This is a genomic window from Vitiosangium sp. GDMCC 1.1324 (assembly GCF_003044305.1).
Taxonomy (GTDB): domain Bacteria; phylum Myxococcota; class Myxococcia; order Myxococcales; family Myxococcaceae; genus Archangium.
Genome location: NZ_PZOX01000016.1, coordinates 245,048 through 269,817, shown reverse-complemented (window position 1 = coordinate 269,817; position 24,770 = coordinate 245,048). Strand labels below are relative to the sequence as shown.

Genomic DNA, 24,770 nt, shown 5'->3' with positions numbered 1-24,770 from the left:
GCGCCGGGGTTCGCCATTTTCGAGCACCGCGCGTGTCTCCGGGCTTGCCCTGCCCGCCCGGCGGAACCAGCATGCGCGCGCCGTGACGACTCCACCTCTCGAGCCCTCCTCTCCGAACCGCACGTACACCGAGCGCCGCGCCGCCGCCGAGGCGGAGCTGAAGCGGCTGGATGCGGTCAGTGCCCGTTACGCCAACCTGCGAGCCCTGGTGTTCATCGCGGGCGCCGCGGTGGCCCTGCTCGTTCTGTTCAGCCGGCTGCCGAGGACGTGGTGGTGGGCGGCCGGAGCGGCGTTGCTCGTGTACGGCGTGCTGGCGGTGTTGCACCACCAGGTGTTCCTGCGCGAGGAGCGGCAGCGGCTGTACGTGCAGCTCAACGAGCGGGGCCTGGCGAGGCTGACGCGGGGCTGGCACGACTTCACCGAGCGGGGGGAGCGATTCCTGACGGGCTCGCACCTGTACGCGGCGGACCTGGACGTCTTCGGCCAGGGCAGCGTCTTCCAGCTCATGAACGAGACGGCGACGCGGGCGGGCGAGGAGCGGCTCGCGGCATGGCTGTCCTGGCCGGCGCGGGCGGAGGAGGTGCGGGCGAGGCAGGGAGCGGCGCGCGAGCTGGTGCCGCGGTTGGACTTCCGCCAGGACATGTGCGTGGAGGCGCGCACGGTGGCGAAGGAGAAGGCGGACCCGGGCCTCTTCATCCACTGGGCGGAGAGCGGGCCGTCCCTCACGGGAATCCGATGGGCGAGGCCGCTGGCGATGGTGCTGCCGCTGGTGACGCTGACCCTCTTCGTGTTGGGACGCTTCGATGTGGTGCCCCGGCCGCTGTGGTACGGCGGGTTGCTGGCGCAGCTCGCGGTGGCGGTGGTGACGCGGCGTCCGCTGCGGGAGATGGAGGAGAAGATGAGCGCGGGCGAGCGAGGCTTCGTGCGCTATGCCCCCGTCTTCGAGCGGGTGGAGCGGGAGCGTTTCGAGCACCCGGAGCTGCGGCGGGTGCAGTCGGGCCTGCAGCGCGAGGGTGAGCCGCCGGTGTCGTCGCACCTCAAGCGCTTCAGCTGGCTCTACTCGTTCGTGGAATTCAAACGGCACCAGTTCCACCCCTTCGTGCACCTCTTCACGCTGTGGGACGTGCACGCGCTGTTCGCGCTGGAGCGGTGGAGGGAGCGGTACGGGGCGCAGGTGCGCGGCTGGTTCGACGCGCTGGCGGAGCTGGAGGCGCTCTCGTGCCTGGCGGGACTTTCGTACGACCGTCCGAATTTCACCTGGCCCACGCTGGAGGAGGACGGGCCGAAGGTGAAGGCGAAGGGGGTGGGCCACCCGCTGCTGGACACGCCGGTGCTGAACGACGCGGAGTTGCCGGGCCCGGGGACGGCCCTGTTGCTCACGGGCTCCAACATGTCGGGGAAGACGACGCTGCTGCGAGCGCTGGGACTCAACGCGGTGCTCGCGCTGGCGGGGGCACCGGTGTGCGCGCAGACCTTCTCGCTGACACCGCTGCAGGTGCTGACGAGCATGCGGGTGAAGGACTCGTTGGAGCGCGGGGTGTCGTACTTCTATGCGGAGGTACAGCGCATCAAGGCAGTGCTGGATGCGGCGGCGGCGGCGAAGGGACAGGCGCTGTTCCTGCTGGACGAAATCCTCCTCGGGACGAACACGCGGGAGCGGCAGATCGCCTCACGCGAGGTGCTGCGCCTGCTGCTGGCCACGGGGGCGTGCGGCGGGGTGACGACGCACGACCTGTCCCTGGCGAGCCTCGCGGAGGAGTACAGCGGGAGGGTGTTGAACATGCACTTCCGCGACCACCTGGAGAACGGGAAGATGGTGTTCGACTACCGGCTGCGCATGGGCGTGGTGGACACCACGAACGCGCTGCGCGTGCTGAAGATGGCCGGAGTCCCGGTGGAGGACCCGGACTCCGCGAGCGCCGAACAGCGGTAGGCGGGAAACGGGACCGTGGCTACACCCGGGCGACAGGCAGGGAGATACGAAAGGTGGAGCCCCGTCCCAGCTCGCTCTCCACCGAGATCTCTCCGCCCATACCCGTCACGATGCCGTGACAGATGGACAGGCCCAGCCCCGTCCCCATCCCCACCGGCTTGGTGGTGAAGAAGGGATCGAAGATCCGATCTCGAACCTCGGGGGCGATACCACTCCCGGAGTCCCGCACCTCGATGACGACCCGCTCGGCGACGGCACGCACGCGGACGCAGACCTCGTTCCGCTCGGGCTGCCCGACGGGAAGCGCCTGCGCCGCGTTGATGAGCAGGTTGAGCAGCACCTGTCCCAACCGTCCCTCACTCGCCCTCACCCGCGGCACCGGCTCCAGGTCCTTCACCAACCGTGCCTTGTAGCGCAGCTCGTTGCGCACCAGGCCCAGGCTCGATTCGACCACCCCGCACACATCCACGTCCGAGAGCTGCTCGCCTTCGTCACGCGAGAGCGTCCGCAGATCCCTCACGATGTGCCGCACCCGATCGGCCCCATGGCGGGTCTCGCGCAGCACGTCCTCCACCTCGCGCAGCCGCTCCCCCGGGAGCTCCTTCGCGAGCAACTGGCACTCCTCCTGGAGGAACCCGAGGTTGGAGAGAACGAAGGCGAGCGGGTTGTTGATCTCATGCGCCACGCCGGCCGCCAACGTGCCCAGGCTCGACAGCCGGTCGGCGAGCAACAGGCGCGCCTGCATCTGCTTGCGCTCGGTGATGTCCCGCGCGCTCACCACCGTGGCCGCCTCCCCATTGAAGAGCACCCGGATGGCGCTGAGCTCCGCCGTCCTCGCCTGCCCTCCCGCGCGCAGGAAGCGCACCTCCCGCATGCTGGTCCGGCTGCCCGCGAGCGAGCCCTCGAGCACGGGAGCGGCGGCACGGCGATCCTCCGGGTGGATGAGCTCGAGCAGCGAGGTGCCCGTGAGCCCCTCCGCCGAGCGCTGATCCAGGAAGTCGAGCCCCGCCGGATTGACGTAGAGCAGGCAGCCTTCCCGGTGCACGAAGACGGCCTCTGGCAGCCCCTCGATGAGGGCGCGGAAGCTCTCCTCGGAGCGGCGCAGGGACTCCTCGGCCTGCTTGCGCGCGGTGATGTCGAGGATCACTCCTCCGAGCAACTTGCGGCCAGCCGCATCGCGCAGGGTGAACTTGTGATTGAGCCAGTAGTACGTCGTCCCCTCCAGCGAGGGAACCATCTGCTCGGAATGGTAGGGCTTGCCGGAGGACAGTACGTGCAGGTCCTCTTTCCGCAGCCGCTCGGCCACCTCCGTGGGCAACAGCTCGGTGTCCGCGCGCCCCAGGATGGATTCCACATCGCGATGGAAGAAGCGGGCGTAGGGCTCGTTGACCCAGACCCGTCGGCCCTCCTCGTCCTTCATGAAGGCCAGCACCGGGCTGTGGTTCATGAACGAGTGGAACAGCTGCTGACTCTGCTGGAGCGCGGAGAGCGCCGAGGCGAACTCGGACACCAGGGCGTGCTTGGACTCGAAGTCGGCGGCGTTGCTCATCGCCGCGCCGAGCAGGCGGCCCATCAGCTCGAGCGTCCGGACGTCCAGATCATCGTAGGCGTTGGGATCATCGTAGCTGACGTTGATGGCCCCCACGGTGCTGCCGACCCGCTGCAACGGGACGATGATCATCGAGCGGATGTTCGTGGCGCGAGTGGCCGCCACGTTCACCCGGGGATCATTCTCCGTGTCCCGGGTGTGGAGCACCTCGCCGCGCAGGATGCTCATCCCCGTGAGGCTCTGGGAGAGCTTCAACCGGAAGCCACGGTGGGCAGCCGAGCTTCCGGTATTCGCCTGGTAGACCAGCTCATCACCCTCGGCCAGGGCCACCGACGCGCCGGACGCGCCGCACAGCTGACGGGCCCGCTCCGCGATGAGCCACATCATCTTGTCGAGCTCGAGCCCGGCGCTCGCGACCTCGTTCTGCGTCTGGATGATGGCCGACAGCCGCTCGAGCGCGCCACGCGAGGAAGGCCCCTCCTGGGTGGCCTGCATCCCGGCCGTCCTGCGGCGCGCGAGCCACTCCAGCCGCATCCGGAGCTGCGCCGGCTCGAAGGGCATCACCAGGAAGTCATCCACCGCCGCGGCCAGCAGCGCATCCAGGGGCATCTGTTCCACCGGAGCGGGCACGACCGCCAGGAGGAAGGGCCGGGGCCTCATCTCCGGCGTGCTCAGCCGGGCGATGTCCTCGACCGACGCAGCGCTCGCGCACGCCACCAGCACGCCTTCCACTCCGCGCAGCATGGCCCCCGCCTGCTCGATGCCCACGGCATGGCGCACCTCGTGCCCCCAGTCCGTGAGGAACGGAACCAGGAAGCAGGAGGCTTCTGGACTGACGAGGAGCAGTTTCATGACGAGCGCCGCGTCGGGGCGTTCCATTGTTCCAGCACGCGGCCTCCAGGAAAGACAAGCTGAGGGCCGAGCCCCTGCCAGGACCCGAGGCTACGTGGTGGCCCGATGCAGATCCGCCGTCGGGGCGAAACGGGGTGGGCGCCGGTGCTTCGAGGACTGCTCGTAGGCGAAGGCGAGGCGCAGGAGTGTCTGCTCGCTCCACGCGCGGCCGATGAAGGAGAGGCCCACCGGAAGACCGGCCACGTACCCCGCCGGGACGGTGATGCTGGGGTAGCCCGCGACGGCGGCCGGCGTGGAGCTGCTGCCCAGCCAGTGGTCGCCGTTCACCACGTCGATGAGACCCGGCGGGGCCTGTGTCGGAGCGACGAGCGCATCCAGCTTGTGCTTCGTCATCACCGCGTCGATGCCCTGCTCGCGCGACAGCTTGCGGCAGGCCTCGAGCGCCTTGCGGTACTTCTTGTCGGTGAGGGGCCCCTTCGCCTGCGCCTGGTGGAAGAGCTCCTGGCCGAACCAGGGCAGCTCGGTACCGCGGTTCTCCTCGTTGAACCGGATGAGGTCCGCGAGCGAGCGCAGGTGCGTGCGCTCTCCGAGCCCGGCGAGGTACGCCTCGACGTCCGCCTTGAACTCGAAGAGCAGCACCTCCAGCTCCGGCTCGTCCAGCTTCGCGGCCGTGGAGATGGGGGCCGGGTCGACGATGGTGGCGCCCTGTGCCTTCATGAGCTCGAGCGACTGCTCGATGAGCGCGTCGGTGGCCGGGTGGTAGCCGAAGAACCGCTCGCGCGGCACGCCGATGCGCGCCCCCTTCAACCCGTTGGGGTCCAGGAAGCGCGTGTAGTCCGCCTGGGCATGGCCCTGACTCGTGGCGGTGATGGCGTCACCCGGGTCGACGCCAGCCAGGATTCCGAGGAGCGCGGCGGCATCCGCCACCGTGCGCGCCATGGGGCCGGCCGTGTCCTGGGTGTGCGAGATGGGGATGATGCCCGAGCGGCTCACCAGCCCGACGGTCGGCTTGAGCCCGACGAGCGAGCTCGCCGCCGAGGGCGAGACGATGGAGCCATCGGTCTCGGTGCCCACCGACACCGCGCAGAAGTTCGCGGCGGTGGCCGCTCCGGAGCCCGAGCTCGAGCCCGACGGCGTCCGGTCGAGAGCATAGGGATTGCGGCACTGGCCACCGCGCCCGCTCCACCCACTGGCGGAGTGCGTCGAGCGGAAGTTGGCCCACTCGCTGAGGTTCGTCTTTCCGAGGATGACCGCGCCCGCGGCCCGCAGACGCTCCACCACGAACGCATCGCGCGAGGGCACGGAGCCGACGAGGGCGAGCGAGCCGGCGGTGGTCTGCATCTTGTCCGCGGTCGCGATGTTGTCCTTGATGAGGACGGGGATGCCGTGAAGCGGGCCCCGAGGCCCCTTGGCCTTGCGCTCCTCATCGAGCGCCGAGGCGATGGCGAGGGCGTCCGGGTTGAGCTCGATGACCGAGAGGAGGGGCGAGTCCCCGGAGCGATCCAGCTCCTGGATGCGCGCGAGGTAGAGCGCGGCGAGGCCCTGCGCGGTCGACTTCCCCGAGGTCATGGCGGCCTGCAGCTCGGAGATGGTGGCCTCCTCGAGCTCGAAGGGCTTGCCGCGCGGCTCGGGAGTAGGAGCACGGGGGACATTGCCGGAAGAGGGCTCGGCCTGGACCTCCAGGGCGACGAGCGTGCTGGCGGCAGCCGCGCCACCGAGGAACGTCCGGCGGCTCAGCTCCCGCGGATTCCCAGGAGGAGGAAGGGGCTTCTTCATGGATGGCTCCGACTACAGCAGTGTTGAGCCAAAGGCCGCAACCCGGCTTGCCTCTTGACTCCCAGGCCGGGCCTCACTCCGCCGGAGTCCTGGCGGGGGTGGCCGCGGAGAGCCGGCCGTACTTGCGCAGCGCCTGCACGAGCCGGTCCTGCGGCAAGGCGAAGACGCGGACACCATCCGCCCCCGTCTGGGTGTCGGCGGCGAGCATCGCGTTGAGGATGGACTCCTGGGTGGCCTGCACCGTCGCCTCGAAGAGCGGGTTGAGGTGCTCGTTGTCCAGCGAAGAGACCCGCGCCACCGGACTGTCGGCGGGAGGGCGGGTGGGCTGGGTGGAGAGGGCGAGGAAGATGTCGCCCGAGGAGTCCTCGCCCAACCCACCCATCTTGCCGATGGCGAGCGGGACCCGGCGGGCGATGCGCGCCAGTTGGTGCGGCAGCAGCGGCGCATCGGTGGCCACCAGCACGATGATGGAACCCATCCCCTCGGGGATGGTGGACGTGGTGAGGCTGGCGCTCTGGGCGCACGGGCGCATGGCGCGGAGGAACGGCGACGAGGGCGTCTCACTTCCCGTGTAGCAGGACTGGAGGTCGCGGATCTCCTCGCCCACCGGGACGCCCTCCACCGAGAAGAGCCGGCGGCTGCCGTAGTTGCACTGCACCAACACCCCGAGGGTGTAACCCCCCAACGCCTCGGGCAGCTTGCGCGAGGCCGTGCCGATGCCACCCTTGAAGCCGTGGCAGATCATCCCCGTCCCGCCACCCACGTTGCCCTCGGGCACCGGACCACCCCGAGCCTCCTCGAGTGCACGCGTGGCGTGCTCCTGCTTGACGTGGAAGCCATTGATGTCGTTGAGGATGCCGTCATAGGTCTCGGCCACCACGGGCAGGGCGAGCTCCCACGCGAGATTCCTCCGGGCCCCCCAGGCCACCACCGCGTCACGCACGACGCCCACACTGTTGGTGTTCGTCAGCATGACGGGTCCGGAGAGCAGACCGGACTCGTTCACCCACGTGGTGCCCGTCATCTCGCCATTGCCATTGAGGGCATAGGTGGCCGCGAAGACGGGCTCGGCCACCTGGTCGCGCCCGCGAGGAAACACCGCGGTGACGCCGGTACGCACCGGCCCCTTGCCCACCGAGAGCTTGCCCTCGCCCGAGACGAGCGTCGTGTGGCCCACCGCCACCCCGGGCACGTCCGTGATGGCGTTGAGCGGGCCGGACGTACCACCGAAGGTAATGCCCAGCTCGCGCGCACGCGGCTTCGCCGGGGCGGGCTTCGCCGTCCGGGTGACCTGAGCACTGCTCACGCCGGAGAGAAACAGGAGGAGCAACGCGACGAGGATGCGGGAGGAAGCGAAGGAGTCCATGGCCCGAAAGCTCCCCAGGCCGCGGGTTGGGAAGGACCTGGAGCCGGGCAGCCTACGCGCTTCGAGCCAGGAACACGACGGCCCCTCCCGGAGTACCGGAAGGGGCCGCGTGAAGACGTCACCCCGAGGGGGTGGAGACTACTTCGCCAGCTCGACGAGCGCCGCGGCGCCCATGCCGCCGCCGATGCACATCGTCACCACGCCGTAGCGGCCGTTGCGGCGCTTCAGCTCGCGCAGGATGGTGGCCACCAGACGCGCACCGGACACGCCCAGCGGGTGACCCAGGGCGATGGCGCCGCCGTTCGGGTTCACCTTGTCCTGGGGAATGCCCAGCTCGCGGATGCAGTACAGCGCCTGCGCCGCGAAGGCCTCGTTCAGCTCGAAGACGTCGATGTCCTCGATCTTGAGGTTGTTCTTCGCCAGCAGCTTCCTCACCGCGGGCACGGGGCCCACGCCCATGATGTCCGGCGGCACGCCGGCCACCTGGTAGTCCAGGAAGTAGCCGAGCGGCTTCACGCCGAGCGCCTGGGCCTTCTCCTCGCTCATCACCACCGCGGCCGCCGCGCCGTCCGTCAGGGGCGACGCGTTGCCCGCCGTCACGATGCCCTTCTGGTTGAAGGCCGGCTTGAGCTTCGCCAGACCCTCCAGCGTGGTCTCCGGACGCAGGATGGTGTCCACCGAGACCGTCACCTGCTGCGCCTTGCCGTCCTCATCATAGACGGTGGTCGTGACAGGGAAGATCTCCTCCTTGAACTTGCCCTGCTCACGCGCGGTGGCCGCCTTGCGCTGGCTCTCGTAGGCGAACTTGTCCGCGTCCTCGCGCGACACCTTGTGGCGCGAGGCGATGTTCTCCGCGGTGACGCCCATGGAGGTGTAGACCTCCGGGTGCTTCTCCATGATCTCCGGGTTGGCGCTCACCTTGTTGCCACCCATGGGGACCATGGTCATGGACTCGGTGCCACCGGCCACGGCGACCTGGATCATCCCCGCCTTGATGGCCTGCGCCGCCTGGGCAATGGACTGCGTGCCCGACGAGCAGAAGCGGTTGATGGTCATTCCCGGCACGGTGTCCGGCAGGCCCGCCAGCAGGGAGGCGTTGCGGGCGACGTTCATCCCCTGCTCCGCCTCCGGCATGGCACAGCCGAGGATGACGTCCTCCACTTCCTCGGGCTTGAGGCCGGGGACACGGGCGACGGCCTCCTTGATGGCGAGGGCCGCGAGGGTGTCGGGCCGGGTGTCCTTGAACTCTCCCTTGTGCGCGCGGGTGAACGGGGTGCGCACCGCGCTGGCAATCACGACTCGACCAGGCATCTGTCTGTCTCCTCGCCCGGGGAGCGACCCCGGGCTTTAGAATCTCGAATCACTGGATGACTTGGGAACAAACCGTAACGCCGCCGCCTCAGTTGCGCAGCGGCTTGCCCTTCTCGAGCATGAACATCAGCCGGTCCTGGGTCTTCTCCTCGCCGCACAGGCTGAGGAACGCCTCCAGCTCCAGCTCCAGCACCCGCTCCTCGGAGACGAGCGCGGCCGGGCTGGTGTCGCCACCGGTGAGCACCCGAGCCAGCTTCCGGGCGATCTTCCGGTCATGCGCGGAGACCTGCCCGTTGAGCTCCATGTCGTAGAGCATCATGTCGATGGTGGCGTAGCCGCTGGGCCCGGGCAGGCGAAAGCGCGTGGGCCGGGGCGCGCGGAAGCCCGCGTTGGCCATGCCCAGCACCCGCTGCTTGGCGTCCGACAGCAGGAAGTCGCGGTTGGCGCTGATGCCGTCCGCCTGCGACAGGAAGCCCATCTCCCGAGCCTCCTCGGCGCTGGTGGCCACCTTCGCCGTGCCAATCGACAGGAACACCTTCTTGATGAAGGGGAACGCGTCGAAGTCCTTGTCCGCCGCGTAGGTGCCGTACACGTTGCGCAGCAGCATCATCGTGCCGCCGCCACCGGGGATGAGGCCCACGCCCACCTCGACCAGGCCCATGTACAGCTCGGACGAGGCCTGGATGGCGTTACCACCCATGGTCACCTCGGCGCCGCCGCCGAGCGTCAGGTTGAAGGGCGCCGTCACCACCGGCACGGGGCTGTAGCGCATGCGCTGGTTGGCCGCCTGGAGCGCCCCCGCCATCTGGCGCAGGGTGTCGAACTCCCCATTCTTGGCCGCCCACAGCATCGCCATGATGTTGGCGCCCGCCGAGAAGTTGGCGCCATCGTTGCCGACGACCAGGCCGCGGAAGTTCTTCTCCGTCTCGTCGAGGGCCGTGTTCATCATGGAGATGATGCCGTCGTCGATGGAGTTCATCTTCGTGTGGAACTCCAGCAGCGTCACCCCATCGCCCATGTCCCAGAGCGTGGCGCTGTCGTTGCCGGTGATCTTCTTGTTGCCGCGCTTGAGGTACTCCACGCGCGAGGTGCGGGCGTTCTCCGGCACCACCTTCACGGACTTCGTGGGGATGTCCCAGTAGGTGTCCTTGCCGTTCTCCACGCCGTAGAAGGACGTGCGGCCCTTGGCCAGCATCTCCTCCACCCAGGCGGCGGGCTTGAGGCCCAGCTCCTTCATCCGCTCCAGGCCCTTCTTCACGCCGAAGGCATCCCAGGTCTCGAAGGGCCCCAGGTCCCAGGCGAAGCCCCAGCGCATGCCGCGGTCGATGTTGACCACGTCATCGGCGATCTCCGGAATCCGGCGGCTGGCGTAGGCGAGCACATCCAGGGTAATCCGCTCGGCGAACTTCGCGGCCTTGTCCTGGCCGTTCATCACCGAGGCCACGCGCTCGCGCACGTCGTCGATTTCCTTGGCGTTGCCCAGGGACTCGTAGCGCACCTTGGCCTGCGGCCGGTACTCCAGCGTCTTCAGGTCCAACGCGAGGATGTCCTTGCCGCCGGCGCTCTTGTCCTTCTTGTAGAAGCCGCCGCCACTCTTGTCGCCCAGCATCCCCTTGGCCACCATCTTCTGGAGGAACTCGGGGGCGGCGAAGACCTCACGCTCCTCGTCCTGGGTGAGCGTGTCGTAACAGTTCTTCGCCACGTGGGAGAAGGTGTCCAGGCCCACGATGTCCGCGGTGCGGAACACGGCAGACTTGGGGCGGCCCATGGCGGGGCCGAAGATCTTGTCCACCTCCTCGATGGACAGCTCCGCCTTCTGCATCTCCGAGATGGTCCGCATCATCCCGTAGGTGCCCACGCGGTTGGCGATGAAGTTGGTGGTGTCCTTGCCGTAGACGATGCCCTTGCCGAGCACCTCCTCGCCAAAGCGGTGGATGCTCTTCACCACCTCGGGGTCCGTCTCCGGGCCGGCCACCAGCTCCAAGAGCTTCATGTAGCGCACGGGGTTGAAGAAGTGCGTGACGAGGAAGTGCTTGCGGAAGTCGGCGCCGCGGCCCTCCAGCATGCCCTTGATGGACAGGCCCGAGGTGTTGGAGCTGATGATGGCGTCCTTGCGCGCGTGCTGCTCCACCTTGGCGAACAGGGCCTGCTTGACGGCCATGTCCTCCTTCACCACCTCGATGACCCAGTCGCACTCGGCGAGCCGGGGCAGGTCGTCCTCGAAGTTGCCCACCTCGATGGAGGTGAACACCTGCTCGGACACGATGGGGCTGGGCTTCTGCTTGCGCATGTTCGCCAGCGCCCCGAGGGCGAACTTGTTCTTGAAGGCCTTGGAGGCCGTGTCCTCACCGGGTGCAGCCTTGGGAGGCACGATGTCCAGGAGGAGCGCGCGCACGCCCGAATTGGCGAGGTGCGCGGCGATCCCGCTGCCCATCACGCCCGCGCCCAGAACTGCCACTTTGCGGATCCGCGTCGTCATCGAAAGAGGCTCCCGATCTGAAAAAGGGGTGGCACCAGACATTGCGCCGGTTGATTCAAAAGTCAACCGGCTCTTGAACCCCCTATGTCGACCGGTGGAGGGTAAGGTGCGTCCCTCCATATGGCCCGACTCGATCCTCACTCGTACAACGACGACACCCAACCCGAGACCGAGACCCTCACCTGGAAGGCCCGTGTGGACTTCCACACGCGCCGGCTGCACGCGGAGGCGACCCTCACGATGAAGGAGGCCTCGGCGGGGCCGCTGGATCTGGACACGAGAGATCTGGAAATCCGCTCGGTAATGGACGCGGAGGGCAAGCCCCTGCCCTTCCTGCTGTCGCCGCCCGAACCCATCCTCGGCAGCCGCCTGCGGGTGGAGCTGCGCCCGGGGACGAAGCAGCTGACCATCCGCTACCGGACGTCTCCCCAGGCGAGCGCCCTCCAGTGGCTGACGCCGGCCCAGACGGCGGGAGGCCAGTACCCGTACCTCTTCAGCCAATGCCAGGCCATCCACGCACGCTCCGTGGTGCCGCTCCAGGACACGCCGCGAATCCGCATTCGCTACCGGGCGGAGCTCACCGTGCCCAAGGAGCTCAAGGCGGTGATGGCCGCGGGCTTCGCCGGCCGCGAGGAACAGGGCGTGGAGGCGGTGGAGCGCTACGAGATGCCGCAGCCGATCCCCACGTACCTGCTGGCCTTCGCGGTGGGGAGACTGGCGGCCAAGGACCTGGGCCCTCGCTCGCGAGTGTGGGCCGAGCCCGAGGTGCTGGAGGCTGCCGCCGAGGAGTTCGAGGACGTGGACGCCATGCTGCGCGCGGCGGAGGCGCTCTTCGGCGCGTACGACTGGGAGCGGTTCGACTTGCTGACGATGCCGCCGTCGTTCCCCTACGGAGGCATGGAGAACCCGCGGCTCACCTTCCTCACGCCCAGCCTGCTGGCCGGGGACAAGAGCCTGGTGAGCGTGGTGGCGCATGAGCTGGCGCACTCGTGGACGGGCAACCTGGTGACGAACGCGTCGGCCGAGCACTTCTGGCTGAACGAGGGCTTCACCGTCTTCGCGGAGCGGCGCATCCTCGAGGTCCTCTACGGAGCGGAAGTGTCCGCGCTGCACTCGGCGCTGGGCCGGCGCGCGCTCGAGGACGCCGTGCACCACTTCAAGGCGCATCCACAGCTCACCGCGCTGCGCACGCACCTCGCGGGGGTGGATCCGGACGAGGCCTTCTCACAGATTCCGTACGAGAAGGGCTTCCTCTTCCTACGCGCGATCGAGGACGCGGTGGGCCGGCCCACCTTCGACGACTTCCTGAAGCGCTACATCGGGTCGCACCGCTTCCAGGCGCTCACCACGGAGCAGTTCACGACCTTCGTGGAGAAGCACCTGCCGGGGGCACTGGCGAAGGTGGGCGCGGACACGTACCTGAACAAGCCGGGCATTCCCCAGAGCGCGCCGGTACCGCGCTCGGCGAAGCTGGAGCGGATGGAGCGGCTGAAGGGCAAGGTGCCCTCGGCCGAGGACGTGAAGGATTGGACTCCGGCCGAGTGGCAGCTCTACATCGAGGGGCTGCGGCAGGGGACGCCGCGCGACGTGTTCCGTCAGTTGGACGAGCGCTTCGCACTGACGAAGAGCCACAACTCGGAGGTGCTGGTGTCGTGGCTGGCGGCGGCGCTACGAGCGGGCTGGGAGCCGGCGCTGGGCCGCACCGAGGCCTTCCTCGGAGAGGTGGGACGCATGAAGTACCTCAAACCGCTCTACGGGGCACTGGCGGCCACGCCCGAGGGCAAGGTGCTCGCGCGCAACCTGTTCAATCGCTACGCCGAGCGCTACCACCCCATCGCCCAGGCCGCGGTCGAGTCCATCCTCAACCGCGCATAGTCCTCCAATGCACTCAGGGGCGGCGGGTTCGATTCCCGCCCCTCCAAATCCATATCAACGAATCACCGCCGATTGTGCCAACGAGGCTTTGAGGGAGGTGATCGCCTCCCCCGTATCTCCACTTCCGGGCCTCGTCTGTAGGCAATTCCAACGTCGTTTTGAATCGCGCCGTGCTTGGCTCGAGAGTGACAACCTGGTGTGAAGAGGAAACAAAGCCCATCCAAGTTGACTTCTAAGCCCATGCCAATTTCAGCGGAAGAGTTGCTTGCTGTCGTTCGGAAATACTGGCGTTCGGACCATGAGTTTGCTGGCAAGCTGGAAAGGAGCCCCGAGCTAGAGAGGTTCCAGGCTTTGTGGAAACAAGAGCTCAAGAAGCTGGATCAATGGCGCGAGCTCATGCATGAGCTCAGGGCGGCGCTTCCGCAATTCGAGATCGGACATGCCACGGCCACCTCTACTTCCTGTTTCCGCTGTACCGTGTTTACGGATCGGCAGCCCGTGGAGGCGAGTCATGAGGAGGGGCCGCGGGAGCGCCGCTGGGGGGTTGTCGGCTGCCTCAGCATCCTGGCGCCTATCTATATGGTGTATGGCCTGCGGTACGATTACAAAGATAAAGACGTGATCGCCGCCAAGGTCTTTTTCGATCCGCTTCCGCCCGAGATGCAGGCGCTCGCGGAGGTCGTTGGCAGGAAGATCGAGGCGATGTTCGGGGCTGAGGCCCTCCCTCGCGAGATCGCCGAGACTCGAATCCCACTCATCGTGGATCTAATGGAGCCGCCTGCTACCACGCTTTTTCATGCGCTCTTCGCGACTGATCCTGAAAACGTGGCCGTGTAGGCAATGTCGACGAGTCGGGGCAGGCCCTGTCTGATGGGAGACGCGCACACCGGTTGTTGCCTGGGTGCAAGGGCCTCAAGGCGGTCTTCGCCAGTGCCGCACGCGCAAGTGGGCAACAAGGCCAGGAATCACCGGAGCCGAGTCTGCTCAGCGACAACTACACCTCCCCATCCTGAGTGACGGCAGCCGTCGGTAGAAACCCGGTGACTCCGGTGGTTCGGATGGGCGGGTGAGGACGACGGATGCCCAGGTGAGGACGCTGATGGAAGAGATTCAAGGAAGCGGTCAGCGGCTGTGCTGCGTTGTACGAATCCTCTGACACCTTCTGCGGACCTACTGCGCGAAAAACGCGCGGATGGCTGCGCCCTGCCGTGTATGCGCCGCCACTGCGGTCCGATGCACGAAGGACATGAGGCCCCAGGGGGCGGTGAGCGCGAGGCGCTGAGACGCGCGGCACCCCATGGGCGCCGACGAGAGTGTGTAGGTCGAGTCCACCGTCACCGCCGGGACGCTGAACGCGCGTGATCGCACTCGATTCGGGTGCGCTGGGTCGTCAAACGTCTCGCAGCGCAGCCGGTTCCGGAACTGCAGGCCCAGCATCGGCACGAGCTCGAGCGCTTCGAACTCGACGACTCGCACCTCGGCTTCGCGGCGTTCGCCGGTCACCGTGATGCGCGCGATCAGCGGGTGAATCTTCGGAAAGCAGTGCGGATCGGCAAGAAACGCACGTACCGCCTCCACAGGGGCGGTGACGTCGAAGGACTGTTCGAAGGTGAGGGTCGGCATGGTGGACAGACTTCAACACGCCCGGCATGGAAGCAATCGCGTCTCGCTCGATGACCCGCCAAGGCGCGCTCGGCGGGAACGGGGCCCAGCGGCTCGGCCCCGCGGAGCGAGGCGCATAGGAAAGATTGGGGAGCAGTTGGGAGGGGAATGGGCTGGAGAGGAGAAGCAGAGGAGGGCCGCTGACGGGTGCAGGAGGGCAGTGCGCTGTAGTTGTCGTTGATGGGGAGGTGTAGTTGTTGCTGAGCACCTCCATCGTGCTCACCACTGCGCACAGTGGCCTACGAAATCACTGAGAGCCGTCTCGTGACACACGCAGCCTGCACGGCCTGTCCTCGGCCAGGCGGATGTGTCCGCCATGCAAAAAACCTGACAGACCCGGATAACTTGACCAGGAATATTGATTTACGTCATATATTATCTACGACGCAAAGCCCTCCCCATGGCCCCGAACGACCTTCCGATCCGACATGCCGCGCAGTTGCTCCAGCTCCTCCCGCACCTGACGCGCTGGACCCGGGAGCTGGTGAGCCAGGTCAGCGCCGACCTGGACCTGAGCCTGCGCCAGTACGCGGCGCTGCGTGCCCTCCAGGAGGGCACCCGCTCGGCAACGGACCTGGCGCGGCGCTGGCAAGTCACGCCGGCCGTCGTCACCGGGGTCATCGACCGGCTGGAGCGGCGCGGGTTGGTGCGGCGAGCGGCGGATCCGAGAGACCGCCGACGGCTGTACCTGGCGCTCACCTCGAAGGGATTGGAGATGAGTCGCTCGGTCGGCGACAAACTGACCGGAGCGCTCGCGGCGCACCTGGCCGTGGCGACGTCCGCGGATCTCCTCGCGCTGGGCCGCACACTCGCCATGCTGGAGCGCGCGATCAGCCCGAGTGAGCCAGACGCCGTTGCGGCTCCGGCGCGGAACAAACGGCCCGGAGCCGACCTCGACAAGACAGGACGGCGGCGGCCCACCCGGCATGTGGAGGCGGGCGCGCGACCGCGCCGGCCTTCCCGACGAGTGATTCGATGAGTGAAGGAGGACGACATGGCAGCACGTGACGCCAACGCAGCAAAAGAGCAGACCTCTCCCGAGGGCCCGATGACCCTCACCCTGGATCCGAAGGTCTCTCCGGAGGACTACGCGAAGGTGAGGGAGAAGGACCGGGTCGCCCGGGTGTCCTTCACCTTCGGAGAGAACGCCGGCCAGGCCGGGGCGGACCCGGAGCTCCGCGAGTTCCTCGAGCGCGAGCACCTCTTCATCACCCGGTACGACGATGTGATCGCCGCCCTGCTGGATGATCGCATCTCGTCGGATCCCCGCACCGCGATGACCCCGGAGCAGCAGAAGAAGATACCCCAGGTTCCGGAGGAGTTGCGTCCCATCTCCAAGAGCCTGATCTCCGTGGATCCGCCGGACCATTCGCGGCTGCGCAAGCTCATCCAGCCGAGCTTCACCCCGCGCGCGATGGAGCCGCTGCGGGCGCGAATCCAGCGAATCGCGGAGGATCTCCTGGACGCCGCCGAGCGCGCGGCGGCCGAGCGCGGCGAGTCACGGCCGGACCGGCACATGGAGCTCATCGCGGAGTTCGCCTACCCGCTGCCGGTCACGGTCATCTCGGACATGCTCGGCATTCCGTGCGAGGACCGGAAGATGGTGCGGGCCTGGACGGAGGATCTGTTCGGGGGCAACCGGGGCCGCGGGCTGATGGACCCGGAGAGCCGGGCAAAACTGCGGGAGTTCACCGACTACCTGCGCAGGCTCTTCGTGGCCAAGCGAACGCAGCCGGCGGACGACATGATCAGCCAGCTGCTGCGCATCGAGGAGGACGGCGACAAGCTGAACGAGGAGGAGACGCTGTCAACGGTCTTCATCCTCTACCTCGCCGGGCACGTGACGACGGTGAACCTGATCGGCAACGGTGTCTATGCGCTGCTGAGCCACCCGGAGCAGCTCGCGAAGCTGAAGGCGAATCCCGGTCTGGTGAAGGGCATGGTCGAGGAGACCTTGCGGTACTGGGGCCCGGTCGACTTCATCTCGCGGCGAATCGCCAAGGAGGACCTCGACATGGCCGGGACGCACATTCCCAAGGGCGAGCCGATGATGGTCGGCCTGGCCTCGGCCAACCGGGATCCCGCGCGCTTCTCCCATCCGGACGTTTTCGACATCACCCGGCCGGACGCGGACAAGCACGTGGCATTCGGCAAGGGCATCCACATCTGCATCGGCGCTCCGCTGGCGCGGATGGAGGGGCAGATCGCCTTCGAGACGCTGTTCCGGCGCATGCCGGAGCTGCGGCTCGCGATCCCCAGCGAGGAGCTGCGTTGGAGCAACTCCTTCCTGCGTGGGTTCGCGAAGCTGCCTGTCCTGTTCTGAGACGGTGAACGGGTGCGGGCGTTCGCACCGCCAGGGCAATGGCGTCGGCCAGCTCGTCCTTGAGCGGCGAAGCCAGGCCCTCGCCCACCCAGCTCAGCGGGTTGCTTTTGGGGGAGATGATAAGCGCCGGGCCTCAGCGTGCGGTCAGGAGGAGGCGAGCGCGCTGGAAGTAGCAGCTCCCGGCACCACCCGTGGTGATGTTCTTCGCCTCGAGTGCCACCGTGTGTGAGCAGACAGGCAGGTCACTCTTCTGCTCCATGAAATTGAAGGTGATCTGGGCGCCGGGGGTGTTCGCACCGACACCGACCTGGAGCATAGTCCTCCAAAGCGCGCAGGGGCGGTGGGTTCGATTCCCGCCGCCTCCAAATCCATCTGGATAATGTGCCGGGCGCTTGGCCAACCCTTTTGATCCAAGGTGGTATTGTGGGCATTTCAAGGCAACTCGCGCGGATGCCCGCGATCCTGCGGTTCCTGGGAGTGTTTCTGCCAGTTCTCTCGGGATGCAGCATCAATCAGTACCAACCCAGCCACTTCCAATTCACCACCATCGTCGGCGAGATCGCCGAGACTCGAATCCCGCTCATCGTGGACCTACTGGATCCGCCTGCAACCACGCTCTTTCATGCGCTCTTCGCGACTGATCCTGAAAACGTGGCTGTGTAGGCAACATCGAGGAGCCTCTGGCGCTGCCCTCCTCCTGACGGTCGCCCACTCCATGGGCGGGCGTACATATTGACGCGAGCGTGGAGGCTGTACCTATCCCGTCTGTCTATGCGCCGCCCTGCTGACATCGGCGGAGGAACAGCAAACAGCAGGCCGGCCACCATCTTCCATCTGCTGGTGGACGATACAGCGCTGGTGGGACGGCTGCGCTACGTGCTGGCTCGAGAGTGGATGAGGGACTGGTGGACAGGAGCGCCGCCCGCGCTCCATGCGCCGCCCACACACCAGTCTCTGAGGGAGTTGCACGAGCAGTATCGTGCCTTCGTCGCGGTATTGCGAGGCTTGATCTCCTTGACCCTTTTGACGCCCCTGATACGGCGCCGCTGACGGTCGCGACCGTATGAGCTTTGCCTTCTGTTCACCCCCTGACAGATGGCGCATTGAGACATGCCCTCGAACCTCCATCAGAATTATGACGCGCAACGAAATGACGAATGCATTTCATGATCAGCACCGCGCGCATTTCAATTCAAGGAGATCATATGCAAACCATACCGAAGCGAAGTTCCATTGAAAAGTTCATCGTCGGAGCGTTGACATGCCTCATGACAGCGGCGGGCTCCGGATGTGCCTCGCAAACAAAAGAAGCCTCCGCTCCACCGCCCGCGCCGCAACAAACGACACTCCACCCCTCGAACGTCGAACAGCCTCCCGAGGCGGACCAGGGACCAGGGCAAGATCCACGGAGTGCCATTCCGTCACCGGACGAGAAGCCTATCACGCCCGATGAAATCGAACGGGCCGCGAACCCCACTTCCGAGGACCTCTCTCGGGCAGCCCAGCCGGGTCTCATTGCCGACACGAGCCGGCCCTTCAACGAATACGTATGGCTGACGAGCCACAATGCCTTCTCCTGGGGCCAGCATTCCGGCGGAATCGGTTCCAACCAGGAGGTGTCCCCGATCTACCAATTGATGTACGGCGTGCGCGGGCTGATGTTCGACATCCATGAATCCGGCGTCCTGCTGTGCCACGGAGTCTGCTACCCCGGTAGCCGGAGCCTCGCGGATGAATTCAAAATCAGCGTGATGCCGACCCTGGCAGCCAACCGGAACGCCGTCATCACCGTCTTCCTCGAGGACTACACGAACAGGAACGACCTGACCCGAGCCTTGAGCAGCATCCCCAACCTGGCGACCTACACCTTCAAGCCGACGACGTGGTCCTCGCGGAGACAATGGCCCACGCTCGGCGAGTTGATCAACTCCAACCAGCGCTTGTTCATCTTCACCAGCAGATCGGAGAATGCGGGCGACCATCAAACGAGCTCCGGCACTGTACACCTGATCTACGACCAGAATCTCAACGTCGAGAACACCTATAATCTGGGCGACCTTGTTACCAGCCACGATTACTCCTGCAACACACGCTGGAGCAGCATTCCGCTCAATACCGTGGCGGCGTCGTCCACCTATTATGGCTGGCCCCGACTGTTCGTGATGAACCACTTTCATAAAATCCCCTACCCACTGCATGGGGACGCGGACAATCGTTTCGACAAGTTGCTGGACCGTGACCAATCGTATTGCCGCCCCAATGCGAATCGGGAACCCAACTTCATCGCGCTGGATCAGACCAATCGCGGCGACGCCACCGAATACGTCGAGTGGCGAAACAACGGCGGCGTCATCTTTTACGAAGGCGGCAACGGCTCCCAGGATATCGTCTGCGGCTTTGCGACCACTATCGCCCGGACCATCGACCTCCAGTCGAGCGACTCCGCGCGGCTGGGGTGCGAGAACGACGAAGCGCGCTCACTCGTTCTGTCCGGCGCGAAGAAAGGCGTCCGCATCTCGCTGTATGACAGCCCGAGCGGCAACCGCGAGGACGACTGGTACTTCCTCGAGGTCAAGCGCGACATTGGAATGAACGAGCGGGTGGTCGTGCCGAGTTTCGAGACGAGCGCGGACAATTCCAACTATCGCGCGGTCTACCTGCGAAACAATGGCCTCGACGGAAAGGTTTCGCGAATCCGGGTGGAACCCCAGGCCGGGGACATGTTCGCGGACGCCTCGGTCGTCCTGTACGAGGGGAACAACGCGTCCCAGAACATCGTCTGCACGCTGCCCCTCACGACCAGCCAATTCGTCAATTTCAAGAACGACAGCTATGGCTGCGACAATGACGAGGCGCGGTCCGCGAAAATCGTGATCGCCAAGGCGGGAACGACGCTCACCGTCTACGACGACCCGAATGGAGGCACCGGCGACGATTACACGACCATCTACGTCAAGCAGGACATCCTGCAACCCAGGGTCATCGGAACCTTCCAGTCCTCATTCGAGGATTCGTTCCTCAAAGTCACCTTCAGGAACCATAACGGCCTCGACGGCAAAGTGTCGTCCGCTCGAATCCAACGCTGAAGGTCGTCAGGAGGGACATCGCTTCGGAAAGGTGTCAGGGGATTCGTGTCTGACACCTTCCGCGGCCCCTGGCCGTGGAAGCGCGTGGCCGTGGCCAGGGCCCGCGGGTCCGCCGCGTGCTACAGCCGCGCGGGTTTCAGTCGTGTGACGTCCTGGGCGGACGGCCTAGCACTCGGAGATGTACTGCCTGTAGGCCGACGTCTGGCCCCAGCTCTCCCACCAACCGCAGTGGCAACCCCGGCCACCGATCTGCACCGTATAGGTAGCGTCACTCCAGTAGGTTACCAGGGAGTCCGGGCTGCCGCTGCAGTCGGGGATCGGGGCCTCCTGCGTAGCCAGATCGGGTCCCGCTTCCTGCTCAACGGGCGCGCCACAGCCCACCGCCATCAGAGCCATCGCCAACAGACCACCGAAAACACTCGTTCGCATGCGTCCTCCATCGAGGTTGCGCCCCAAACCCTAACGAATTCCCGCTTGCTTTGGAATACCTGACTTTCGCGCACAAGGGGCTCTCTGCGACGGGCTTGGACCGGGAGACGCCCGCGCCGGGGGGCACGGAGACAGCCATGGACAGGCAGGTCACGGCACCGCACACTCCACCTCCGAGCGTCCCCCCCCCCATGAGCATGAACGAAACCCAGAGAGTCATCGAGCACCTGCGCCGCAACGGCGGGCGCGGCAAGGGTTGGTACTGGGAGCACCAGGATCCACGTCCGCTTGACGAGAAGACACTGGCCTCGCTCCCGCTGCCCGACGGCCGACCCCTTCCTCCCAGCCTGGAGGAGTGGCTCCGCTTCGACACAAGCTGGTTCAAGCTGACCACCGGCGAACCGCCCCGCCTCAACACCCGCCTCCTCCGCGACATGTTCCGCGAATGGGCCGAGCCCATGGCCAACTCCGGGGCCCCCGAGGAGTCCGGCACCGTGGAGCAGTGGGTCCAGGGCTGGACGGGCAATCTTCCCAACCCTGCCATGGCGGACGCACACGCCCTCAAGCTCCCGCCCTCTGGCAGCCAGGAGCACTTCTTGGTGTTCCACCGCACGGGCCGGAGCCTCGAGTGTCCCGTCCTCGGCTTCGCTTCCCAGTTCGAGTTCTGGGTGAAGTACAAAGACTTCGGCGAATACCTGTCCCACTACTTCGGCCTCTCGAAGAAGGACTGACGCCGCCGACAGGTGTCAGACGAATCGGAGGGTGCGCGCCGGAGAACGTGCGCACCCGGGCACCAGGAGCAAAGGCGCCCGTGCCACTCACTGTCCGAGCGACTGAGGTGGCGGCTTCGCGCTGAAGGCAGGCAAGTAGCATTCCCCTTGGTGCTCGTAGAGCACGTCCGGGCACGGGGCCTTGAGCTTGTGTGGCACCCAGCATGCGCCGACCAATTCGACCTCGGCGTAGCGGGTGCAGGGAGGACGCTTCTGCCCCTTGAAGGGCTCGCTCGGCAGCGGTCGGGCGAGCACGAATCCCCCAGCGTCTGCGGTATCCGCGAGCCCCCCATGGGTGGCCTGCTCCCAGGCCGCCGTGGTGACCTCGTCACTCATGGGCTCAGGCGAGGTGTTCGCCAGGGGATTCGAGCCGCCTGGCGGTGGGGACACGTGGGCCAGATGCACCAGCGAGAGGATCAGGACACCCACCACGGCGGCGCCCGCCACCGCCAGCCCCAGGCGCCACCGGTGACGAGACTCGTGGGGGTCGTCGAAGGCTCGGGACATGCGCCGCACACCCTCGCGAACACCCTCGAACAGCACCAACAGCGATTCCACCGAGATCCTCCCTCGGGAGTCCTCCACCTCCAGGGCGTAGTAGCTCGGCGCGACCGAGCAGATGAAGCGCACCCGGCAGTCCTTCAGCCCCGCCACGTCTTCCTCGGCGGAGGGTTTGAGCACCAGGGCCGTGGCCCCGCTCTTCTCGTGTGTTGCCCGGTAGAGTTCCCCCGGGCTGTCAGGCGACTGCGGCATCTGCTCCTCGAGTTGGTAGGGCCCCAACTGCGCCCGTTCCTCCCAGTTCTCCTGAGGCTTCTTCTTCTCGTCCACGCGTGCTCCTCGCTGGCCTCACCGCCCAGGGGAGGCCCGAGGCTCTTGTTCGCATGGAGCCGAGCCCCTACTCCAGGAGGTGCTTGGTGCATCCAGGGTGTCCTACCGCTCAGGTGCATTCTCTGCCCGCCCTCCCCCTTCGTTGGCAGGTACAACTCCCAGCACCGCCACAGCGCCATTCGTTTCGTCACCCAGGACGACAGACATTTCGGCCGCGAGGTGCAGCTGCTGGCTCCGCGCGACCCGCCCGCCTCCCACCCCTTGAGATGTCTTCGTTTCAGCCGCCTGCTCGAGTCCGCCTCTCACGGACAATTCCGTTGACACTCAATGTCAGCCTCCCTCCCCTCCCTCTCTGCGCCAGCACTCTATTCACCACTCACCACTGGCTCCCCCATCCGTCCTATCTTTGAAACTTCACGTCTCAATGAGGAGCCAGCAACCGATGATTCGTCCGACCCTCGTGTCGATCTGCGCGTGCCTTCTGCTCGCTGCTTGCAGCGACAAACCTGACGACAACCCTGGCAACCCCCCCGTCCCCCGCGGCGCCACCGTTCCCTGGGACGAGTACGAGGCCGAGGCGGGCGTTTCCTCCGGTGGCGCCACGCTCGAGCAGACCACCAGTGGCCCATGGCTGGAGGGCACGCTCTCCGGCGAGGCCTCGGGCCGCAAGGCGGTGACACTGCATGGCCCCACCGACGCTATCGCGTGGACGAGCCGCGTGAAGGCCAACTCCGTCCTGGTGCGCTACAGCGTGCCGGACGAGAGAGAGGCCCATCTGGATGTCTACGTGAATGACGCGAAGGTCGCCACGCTCACCGTGAACTCGGACTTCACCTGGCTCTACACCGGCCCGAACAACACCGAGTCGCACAACGCCTTTCCGCGCCAGCAGGTGGATGAGCTCCCCCAGAGCCCGAGCACCAACGACGAGAACTTTGGCCTGCGGCTGCCTTGGAGCGCCGCGCACCACATCTACGACGAGGCGCACGTGCTGCTGGCGACCTACGGCAGGGCAACCATCAACGCGGGCGATGTGGTGAAGATCATCTCGCCGGATGCCTCCGCGGAGCTCCCCGTCACCCTCGACTTCATGGACCTCGAGCTCGTGCCGGAGCCCCTCTCCGCCCCGGCGAACTACGTCGTCGTGAGTGAATTCACCGAAGCAGCGGTGGTGCGAGCCCTTCAAGACGCCGTGGCTGGCGGCAAACCTGGCATCTTCCTCCCGCCTGGCGATTACGTGATGTCGCACGCGAGCCCGGCGCTCCCCAAGGTCTACGTTCCCGCCGGCCTGACCGTCCAGGGCGCCGGCATGTGGTACACGCGATTCGTGCCCCCTCCCCCGGAGCTAGTTGGCTACAACTACGAGTTCGGGTTCCGTCTGAGCGGTGACAACATCACCTTCCAGGACTTCGCGATCTTTGGAACCTGGCGCAACCGGGCGGCTCGCTACAACACGGACGCGGCTGCTCTCGGCAACTGGCCGTGGGACAGCTATGACGGGATCGGGCGCGCCTTCGATCGCTACATGCACAACAACGCGGTCTTCAAGCGGCTCTGGATCGAGCGGATGATCGTGGGTGGCTGGGTCGAGGGCGGCAACAACCTGCTGTGGGAGGACTCTCGGTTCCGCAACACCATGGCGGACGGCATCAACTTCTGCAACGGAACCACCAACTCGCGGATCGTGAACTGCACCGCGCGAAACAACGGCGACGATGCCTTCGCCATGTGGTCTGCCATTACCTGGGACAAGACGCCCATTGGAAACACGCCGTGGGTTCACCAGCCCGAGGGCCCCAACCAGGGCAACGTCATCGAGCACTGCACCGCGGGTCTGATCTGGCGGGCAGCCGGCTTCGCGGTTTACGGCGGCCACGACAACGTGATCAAGGACTCGGTTGTCTACGACACCCTGCGCTACCCGGGCATTACCGTGGATAACGAATTCGCGCCCCAGCATGAGTTCTCCGGACTCACCACCCTTCAGAACATGACGGTCGAGCGCTGCGGAGGCCGCATGTGGTGGGACGACGACGGAGTGCAGGGAGACGAAACCACGCGGCGGAAGTATGGCGCGGTCTGGTTGTTTGCCGCCAACCCGTACTCTCCGGCCGAGCCGTACTCCTTCATCCGCTTCCAGGGCATCCGGTTGAAAGACATCGACATCATCGATCCCGTTCATTACGGGGTCCTGGTTCAGACCACGCAGGGGCAGCGGATCGACGACACCGAGTTCGACGGCGTCCATATCGTCATGGACCAATCAGGCGACTTTGGAATGGTGGCCAATGACTCGCACAAGGCACCGCCCAGCCCGTTCAGCGGGAAGATCGCCACCACGGGCTCGATCACCCTCAAGAACTCGAGCATCACCGGCCCCCGGGCCAACTCCGGAAACCTGTTCTCGAAAGACGAGGTCTCCACCGCGACGTTCTCGTTCAAGGACGGCGGCGGGAACACCTGGACGGGTGATCGGTAGCTTCGGGTTTCGCGCGCTTCAGGCGGCACCAGCAGCGGCTGCCTGAAGCGTA

18 protein-coding genes are annotated in these 24,770 nt (G+C 66.4%); 9 read left to right on the top strand and 9 right to left on the bottom strand.

Features of this window, described 5'->3' with window-relative positions; translation table 11 throughout:
* The first annotated feature begins 82 nt into the window (after positions 1-82).
* Positions 83-1,933: a DNA mismatch repair protein MutS gene (locus DAT35_RS37860; RefSeq protein ID WP_199243113.1), complete on the top strand. Its 1,851-nt coding sequence runs from the start codon at positions 83-85 to the stop codon at positions 1,931-1,933.
* A gap of 19 nt (positions 1,934-1,952) precedes the next feature.
* Here DAT35_RS37860 and DAT35_RS37855 read toward each other — a convergent pair whose 3' ends face one another.
* The 5 genes from DAT35_RS37855 to DAT35_RS37835 all read right to left on the bottom strand — a co-directional run bounded on the left by DAT35_RS37855 (position 1,953) and on the right by DAT35_RS37835 (position 11,266).
* Complete coding sequence (locus DAT35_RS37855; RefSeq protein ID WP_108074139.1) at positions 1,953-4,361, bottom strand: ATP-binding protein; 2,409 nt, start codon at positions 4,359-4,361, stop codon at positions 1,953-1,955.
* Between the two features lie 63 nt (positions 4,362-4,424).
* The gene (locus tag DAT35_RS37850; RefSeq protein ID WP_108074138.1) at positions 4,425-6,110 is read right to left on the bottom strand and encodes an amidase; all 1,686 of its coding nucleotides are present in this window, start codon (positions 6,108-6,110) and stop codon (positions 4,425-4,427) included.
* 73 nt (positions 6,111-6,183) lie between these two features.
* The gene (locus tag DAT35_RS37845; RefSeq protein ID WP_108074137.1) at positions 6,184-7,476 is read right to left on the bottom strand and encodes a P1 family peptidase; all 1,293 of its coding nucleotides are present in this window, start codon (positions 7,474-7,476) and stop codon (positions 6,184-6,186) included.
* A 138-nt stretch (positions 7,477-7,614) separates the two neighbouring features.
* Complete coding sequence (locus tag DAT35_RS37840) at positions 7,615-8,787, bottom strand: thiolase family protein (RefSeq protein WP_108074136.1); 1,173 nt, start codon at positions 8,785-8,787, stop codon at positions 7,615-7,617.
* Between the two features lie 88 nt (positions 8,788-8,875).
* Entirely contained in the window at positions 8,876-11,266 is a 2,391-nt protein-coding gene (locus DAT35_RS37835; RefSeq protein ID WP_108074135.1) for a 3-hydroxyacyl-CoA dehydrogenase/enoyl-CoA hydratase family protein, read from the bottom strand.
* Positions 11,267-11,386: 120 nt separating this feature from the next.
* On the opposite strand from DAT35_RS37835, the gene DAT35_RS37830 reads away from it, so the two are divergent.
* Together DAT35_RS37830 and DAT35_RS37825 are read left to right on the top strand one after the other, a co-directional pair.
* Positions 11,387-13,141, top strand: a complete 1,755-nt coding sequence (locus tag DAT35_RS37830) for a M1 family metallopeptidase (protein WP_108074134.1) — start codon at positions 11,387-11,389, stop codon at positions 13,139-13,141.
* 240 nt (positions 13,142-13,381) lie between these two features.
* Positions 13,382-13,978, top strand: a complete 597-nt coding sequence (locus DAT35_RS37825; RefSeq protein ID WP_108074133.1) for a hypothetical protein — start codon at positions 13,382-13,384, stop codon at positions 13,976-13,978.
* Between the two features lie 333 nt (positions 13,979-14,311).
* Here the strand turns inward: DAT35_RS37825 and DAT35_RS37820 are convergent, their stop codons facing one another.
* On the bottom strand, positions 14,312-14,764 hold the full coding sequence (locus DAT35_RS37820) for an SRPBCC family protein (RefSeq protein ID WP_108074132.1): 453 nt from the start codon (positions 14,762-14,764) through the stop codon (positions 14,312-14,314).
* 439 nt (positions 14,765-15,203) lie between these two features.
* Between DAT35_RS37820 and DAT35_RS37815 the strand changes: the two genes are divergently transcribed.
* Complete coding sequence (locus DAT35_RS37815; protein WP_108074131.1) at positions 15,204-15,782, top strand: MarR family winged helix-turn-helix transcriptional regulator; 579 nt, start codon at positions 15,204-15,206, stop codon at positions 15,780-15,782.
* 15 nt (positions 15,783-15,797) lie between these two features.
* A complete protein-coding gene (locus DAT35_RS37810) occupies positions 15,798-17,126 on the top strand; it encodes a cytochrome P450 (protein ID WP_108074209.1) in 1,329 nt (442 codons plus the stop codon).
* 133 nt (positions 17,127-17,259) lie between these two features.
* On the opposite strand, the gene DAT35_RS59445 is transcribed toward DAT35_RS37810, so the two are convergent.
* Positions 17,260-17,442: a hypothetical protein gene (locus DAT35_RS59445; protein ID WP_108074130.1), complete on the bottom strand. Its 183-nt coding sequence runs from the start codon at positions 17,440-17,442 to the stop codon at positions 17,260-17,262.
* Between the two features lie 134 nt (positions 17,443-17,576).
* Here DAT35_RS59445 and DAT35_RS37800 point away from each other — a divergent pair, with 134 nt between their 5' ends.
* Positions 17,577-17,789: a hypothetical protein gene (locus DAT35_RS37800; protein ID WP_108074129.1), complete on the top strand. Its 213-nt coding sequence runs from the start codon at positions 17,577-17,579 to the stop codon at positions 17,787-17,789.
* 494 nt (positions 17,790-18,283) lie between these two features.
* Positions 18,284-20,212 carry a hypothetical protein gene (locus DAT35_RS37790; protein WP_158502076.1) on the top strand — a complete coding sequence of 643 codons (1,929 nt, stop codon included), beginning with the start codon at positions 18,284-18,286 and terminating at the stop codon, positions 20,210-20,212.
* A 165-nt stretch (positions 20,213-20,377) separates the two neighbouring features.
* Here the strand turns inward: DAT35_RS37790 and DAT35_RS37785 are convergent, their stop codons facing one another.
* On the bottom strand, positions 20,378-20,641 hold the full coding sequence (locus tag DAT35_RS37785; RefSeq protein ID WP_108074126.1) for a hypothetical protein: 264 nt from the start codon (positions 20,639-20,641) through the stop codon (positions 20,378-20,380).
* A gap of 191 nt (positions 20,642-20,832) precedes the next feature.
* On the opposite strand from DAT35_RS37785, the gene DAT35_RS37780 reads away from it, so the two are divergent.
* Entirely contained in the window at positions 20,833-21,372 is a 540-nt protein-coding gene (locus DAT35_RS37780; protein WP_108074125.1) for a hypothetical protein, read from the top strand.
* Positions 21,373-21,459: 87 nt separating this feature from the next.
* On the opposite strand, the gene DAT35_RS37775 is transcribed toward DAT35_RS37780, so the two are convergent.
* On the bottom strand, positions 21,460-22,239 hold the full coding sequence (locus tag DAT35_RS37775) for a hypothetical protein (protein WP_108074124.1): 780 nt from the start codon (positions 22,237-22,239) through the stop codon (positions 21,460-21,462).
* Between the two features lie 442 nt (positions 22,240-22,681).
* Between DAT35_RS37775 and DAT35_RS37765 the strand changes: the two genes are divergently transcribed.
* Positions 22,682-24,718, top strand: coding sequence for a secreted glycosyl hydrolase (locus tag DAT35_RS37765; RefSeq protein WP_108074122.1), 2,037 nt, complete (start codon positions 22,682-22,684; stop codon positions 24,716-24,718).
* Positions 24,719-24,770: the final 52 nt, after the last annotated feature.

What these genes read in the sequence shown, in the direction of transcription:
- DAT35_RS37825 (WP_108074133.1), top strand. Translation starts at nt 13,382, where the DNA reads ATGCCAATTTCAGCGGAAGAGTTGCTTGCTGTCGTTCGGAAATACTGG.
- DAT35_RS37840 (WP_108074136.1), bottom strand. Translation starts at nt 8,787, where the DNA reads ATGCCTGGTCGAGTCGTGATTGCCAGCGCGGTGCGCACCCCGTTCACC.
- DAT35_RS37850 (WP_108074138.1), bottom strand. Translation starts at nt 6,110, where the DNA reads ATGAAGAAGCCCCTTCCTCCTCCTGGGAATCCGCGGGAGCTGAGCCGC.
- DAT35_RS37810 (WP_108074209.1), top strand. Translation starts at nt 15,798, where the DNA reads ATGGCAGCACGTGACGCCAACGCAGCAAAAGAGCAGACCTCTCCCGAG.
- DAT35_RS37785 (WP_108074126.1), bottom strand. Translation starts at nt 20,641, where the DNA reads ATGCGAACGAGTGTTTTCGGTGGTCTGTTGGCGATGGCTCTGATGGCG.
- DAT35_RS37855 (WP_108074139.1), bottom strand. Translation starts at nt 4,361, where the DNA reads ATGGAACGCCCCGACGCGGCGCTCGTCATGAAACTGCTCCTCGTCAGT.
- DAT35_RS37780 (WP_108074125.1), top strand. Translation starts at nt 20,833, where the DNA reads ATGAGCATGAACGAAACCCAGAGAGTCATCGAGCACCTGCGCCGCAAC.
- DAT35_RS37845 (WP_108074137.1), bottom strand. Translation starts at nt 7,476, where the DNA reads ATGGACTCCTTCGCTTCCTCCCGCATCCTCGTCGCGTTGCTCCTCCTG.
- DAT35_RS37820 (WP_108074132.1), bottom strand. Translation starts at nt 14,764, where the DNA reads ATGCCGACCCTCACCTTCGAACAGTCCTTCGACGTCACCGCCCCTGTG.
- DAT35_RS37835 (WP_108074135.1), bottom strand. Translation starts at nt 11,266, where the DNA reads ATGACGACGCGGATCCGCAAAGTGGCAGTTCTGGGCGCGGGCGTGATG.
- DAT35_RS37800 (WP_108074129.1), top strand. Translation starts at nt 17,577, where the DNA reads ATGCCCGCGATCCTGCGGTTCCTGGGAGTGTTTCTGCCAGTTCTCTCG.
- DAT35_RS37815 (WP_108074131.1), top strand. Translation starts at nt 15,204, where the DNA reads ATGGCCCCGAACGACCTTCCGATCCGACATGCCGCGCAGTTGCTCCAG.
- DAT35_RS37790 (WP_158502076.1), top strand. Translation starts at nt 18,284, where the DNA reads ATGCATTTCATGATCAGCACCGCGCGCATTTCAATTCAAGGAGATCAT.
- DAT35_RS37765 (WP_108074122.1), top strand. Translation starts at nt 22,682, where the DNA reads ATGATTCGTCCGACCCTCGTGTCGATCTGCGCGTGCCTTCTGCTCGCT.
- DAT35_RS37830 (WP_108074134.1), top strand. Translation starts at nt 11,387, where the DNA reads ATGGCCCGACTCGATCCTCACTCGTACAACGACGACACCCAACCCGAG.
- DAT35_RS59445 (WP_108074130.1), bottom strand. Translation starts at nt 17,442, where the DNA reads ATGCTCCAGGTCGGTGTCGGTGCGAACACCCCCGGCGCCCAGATCACC.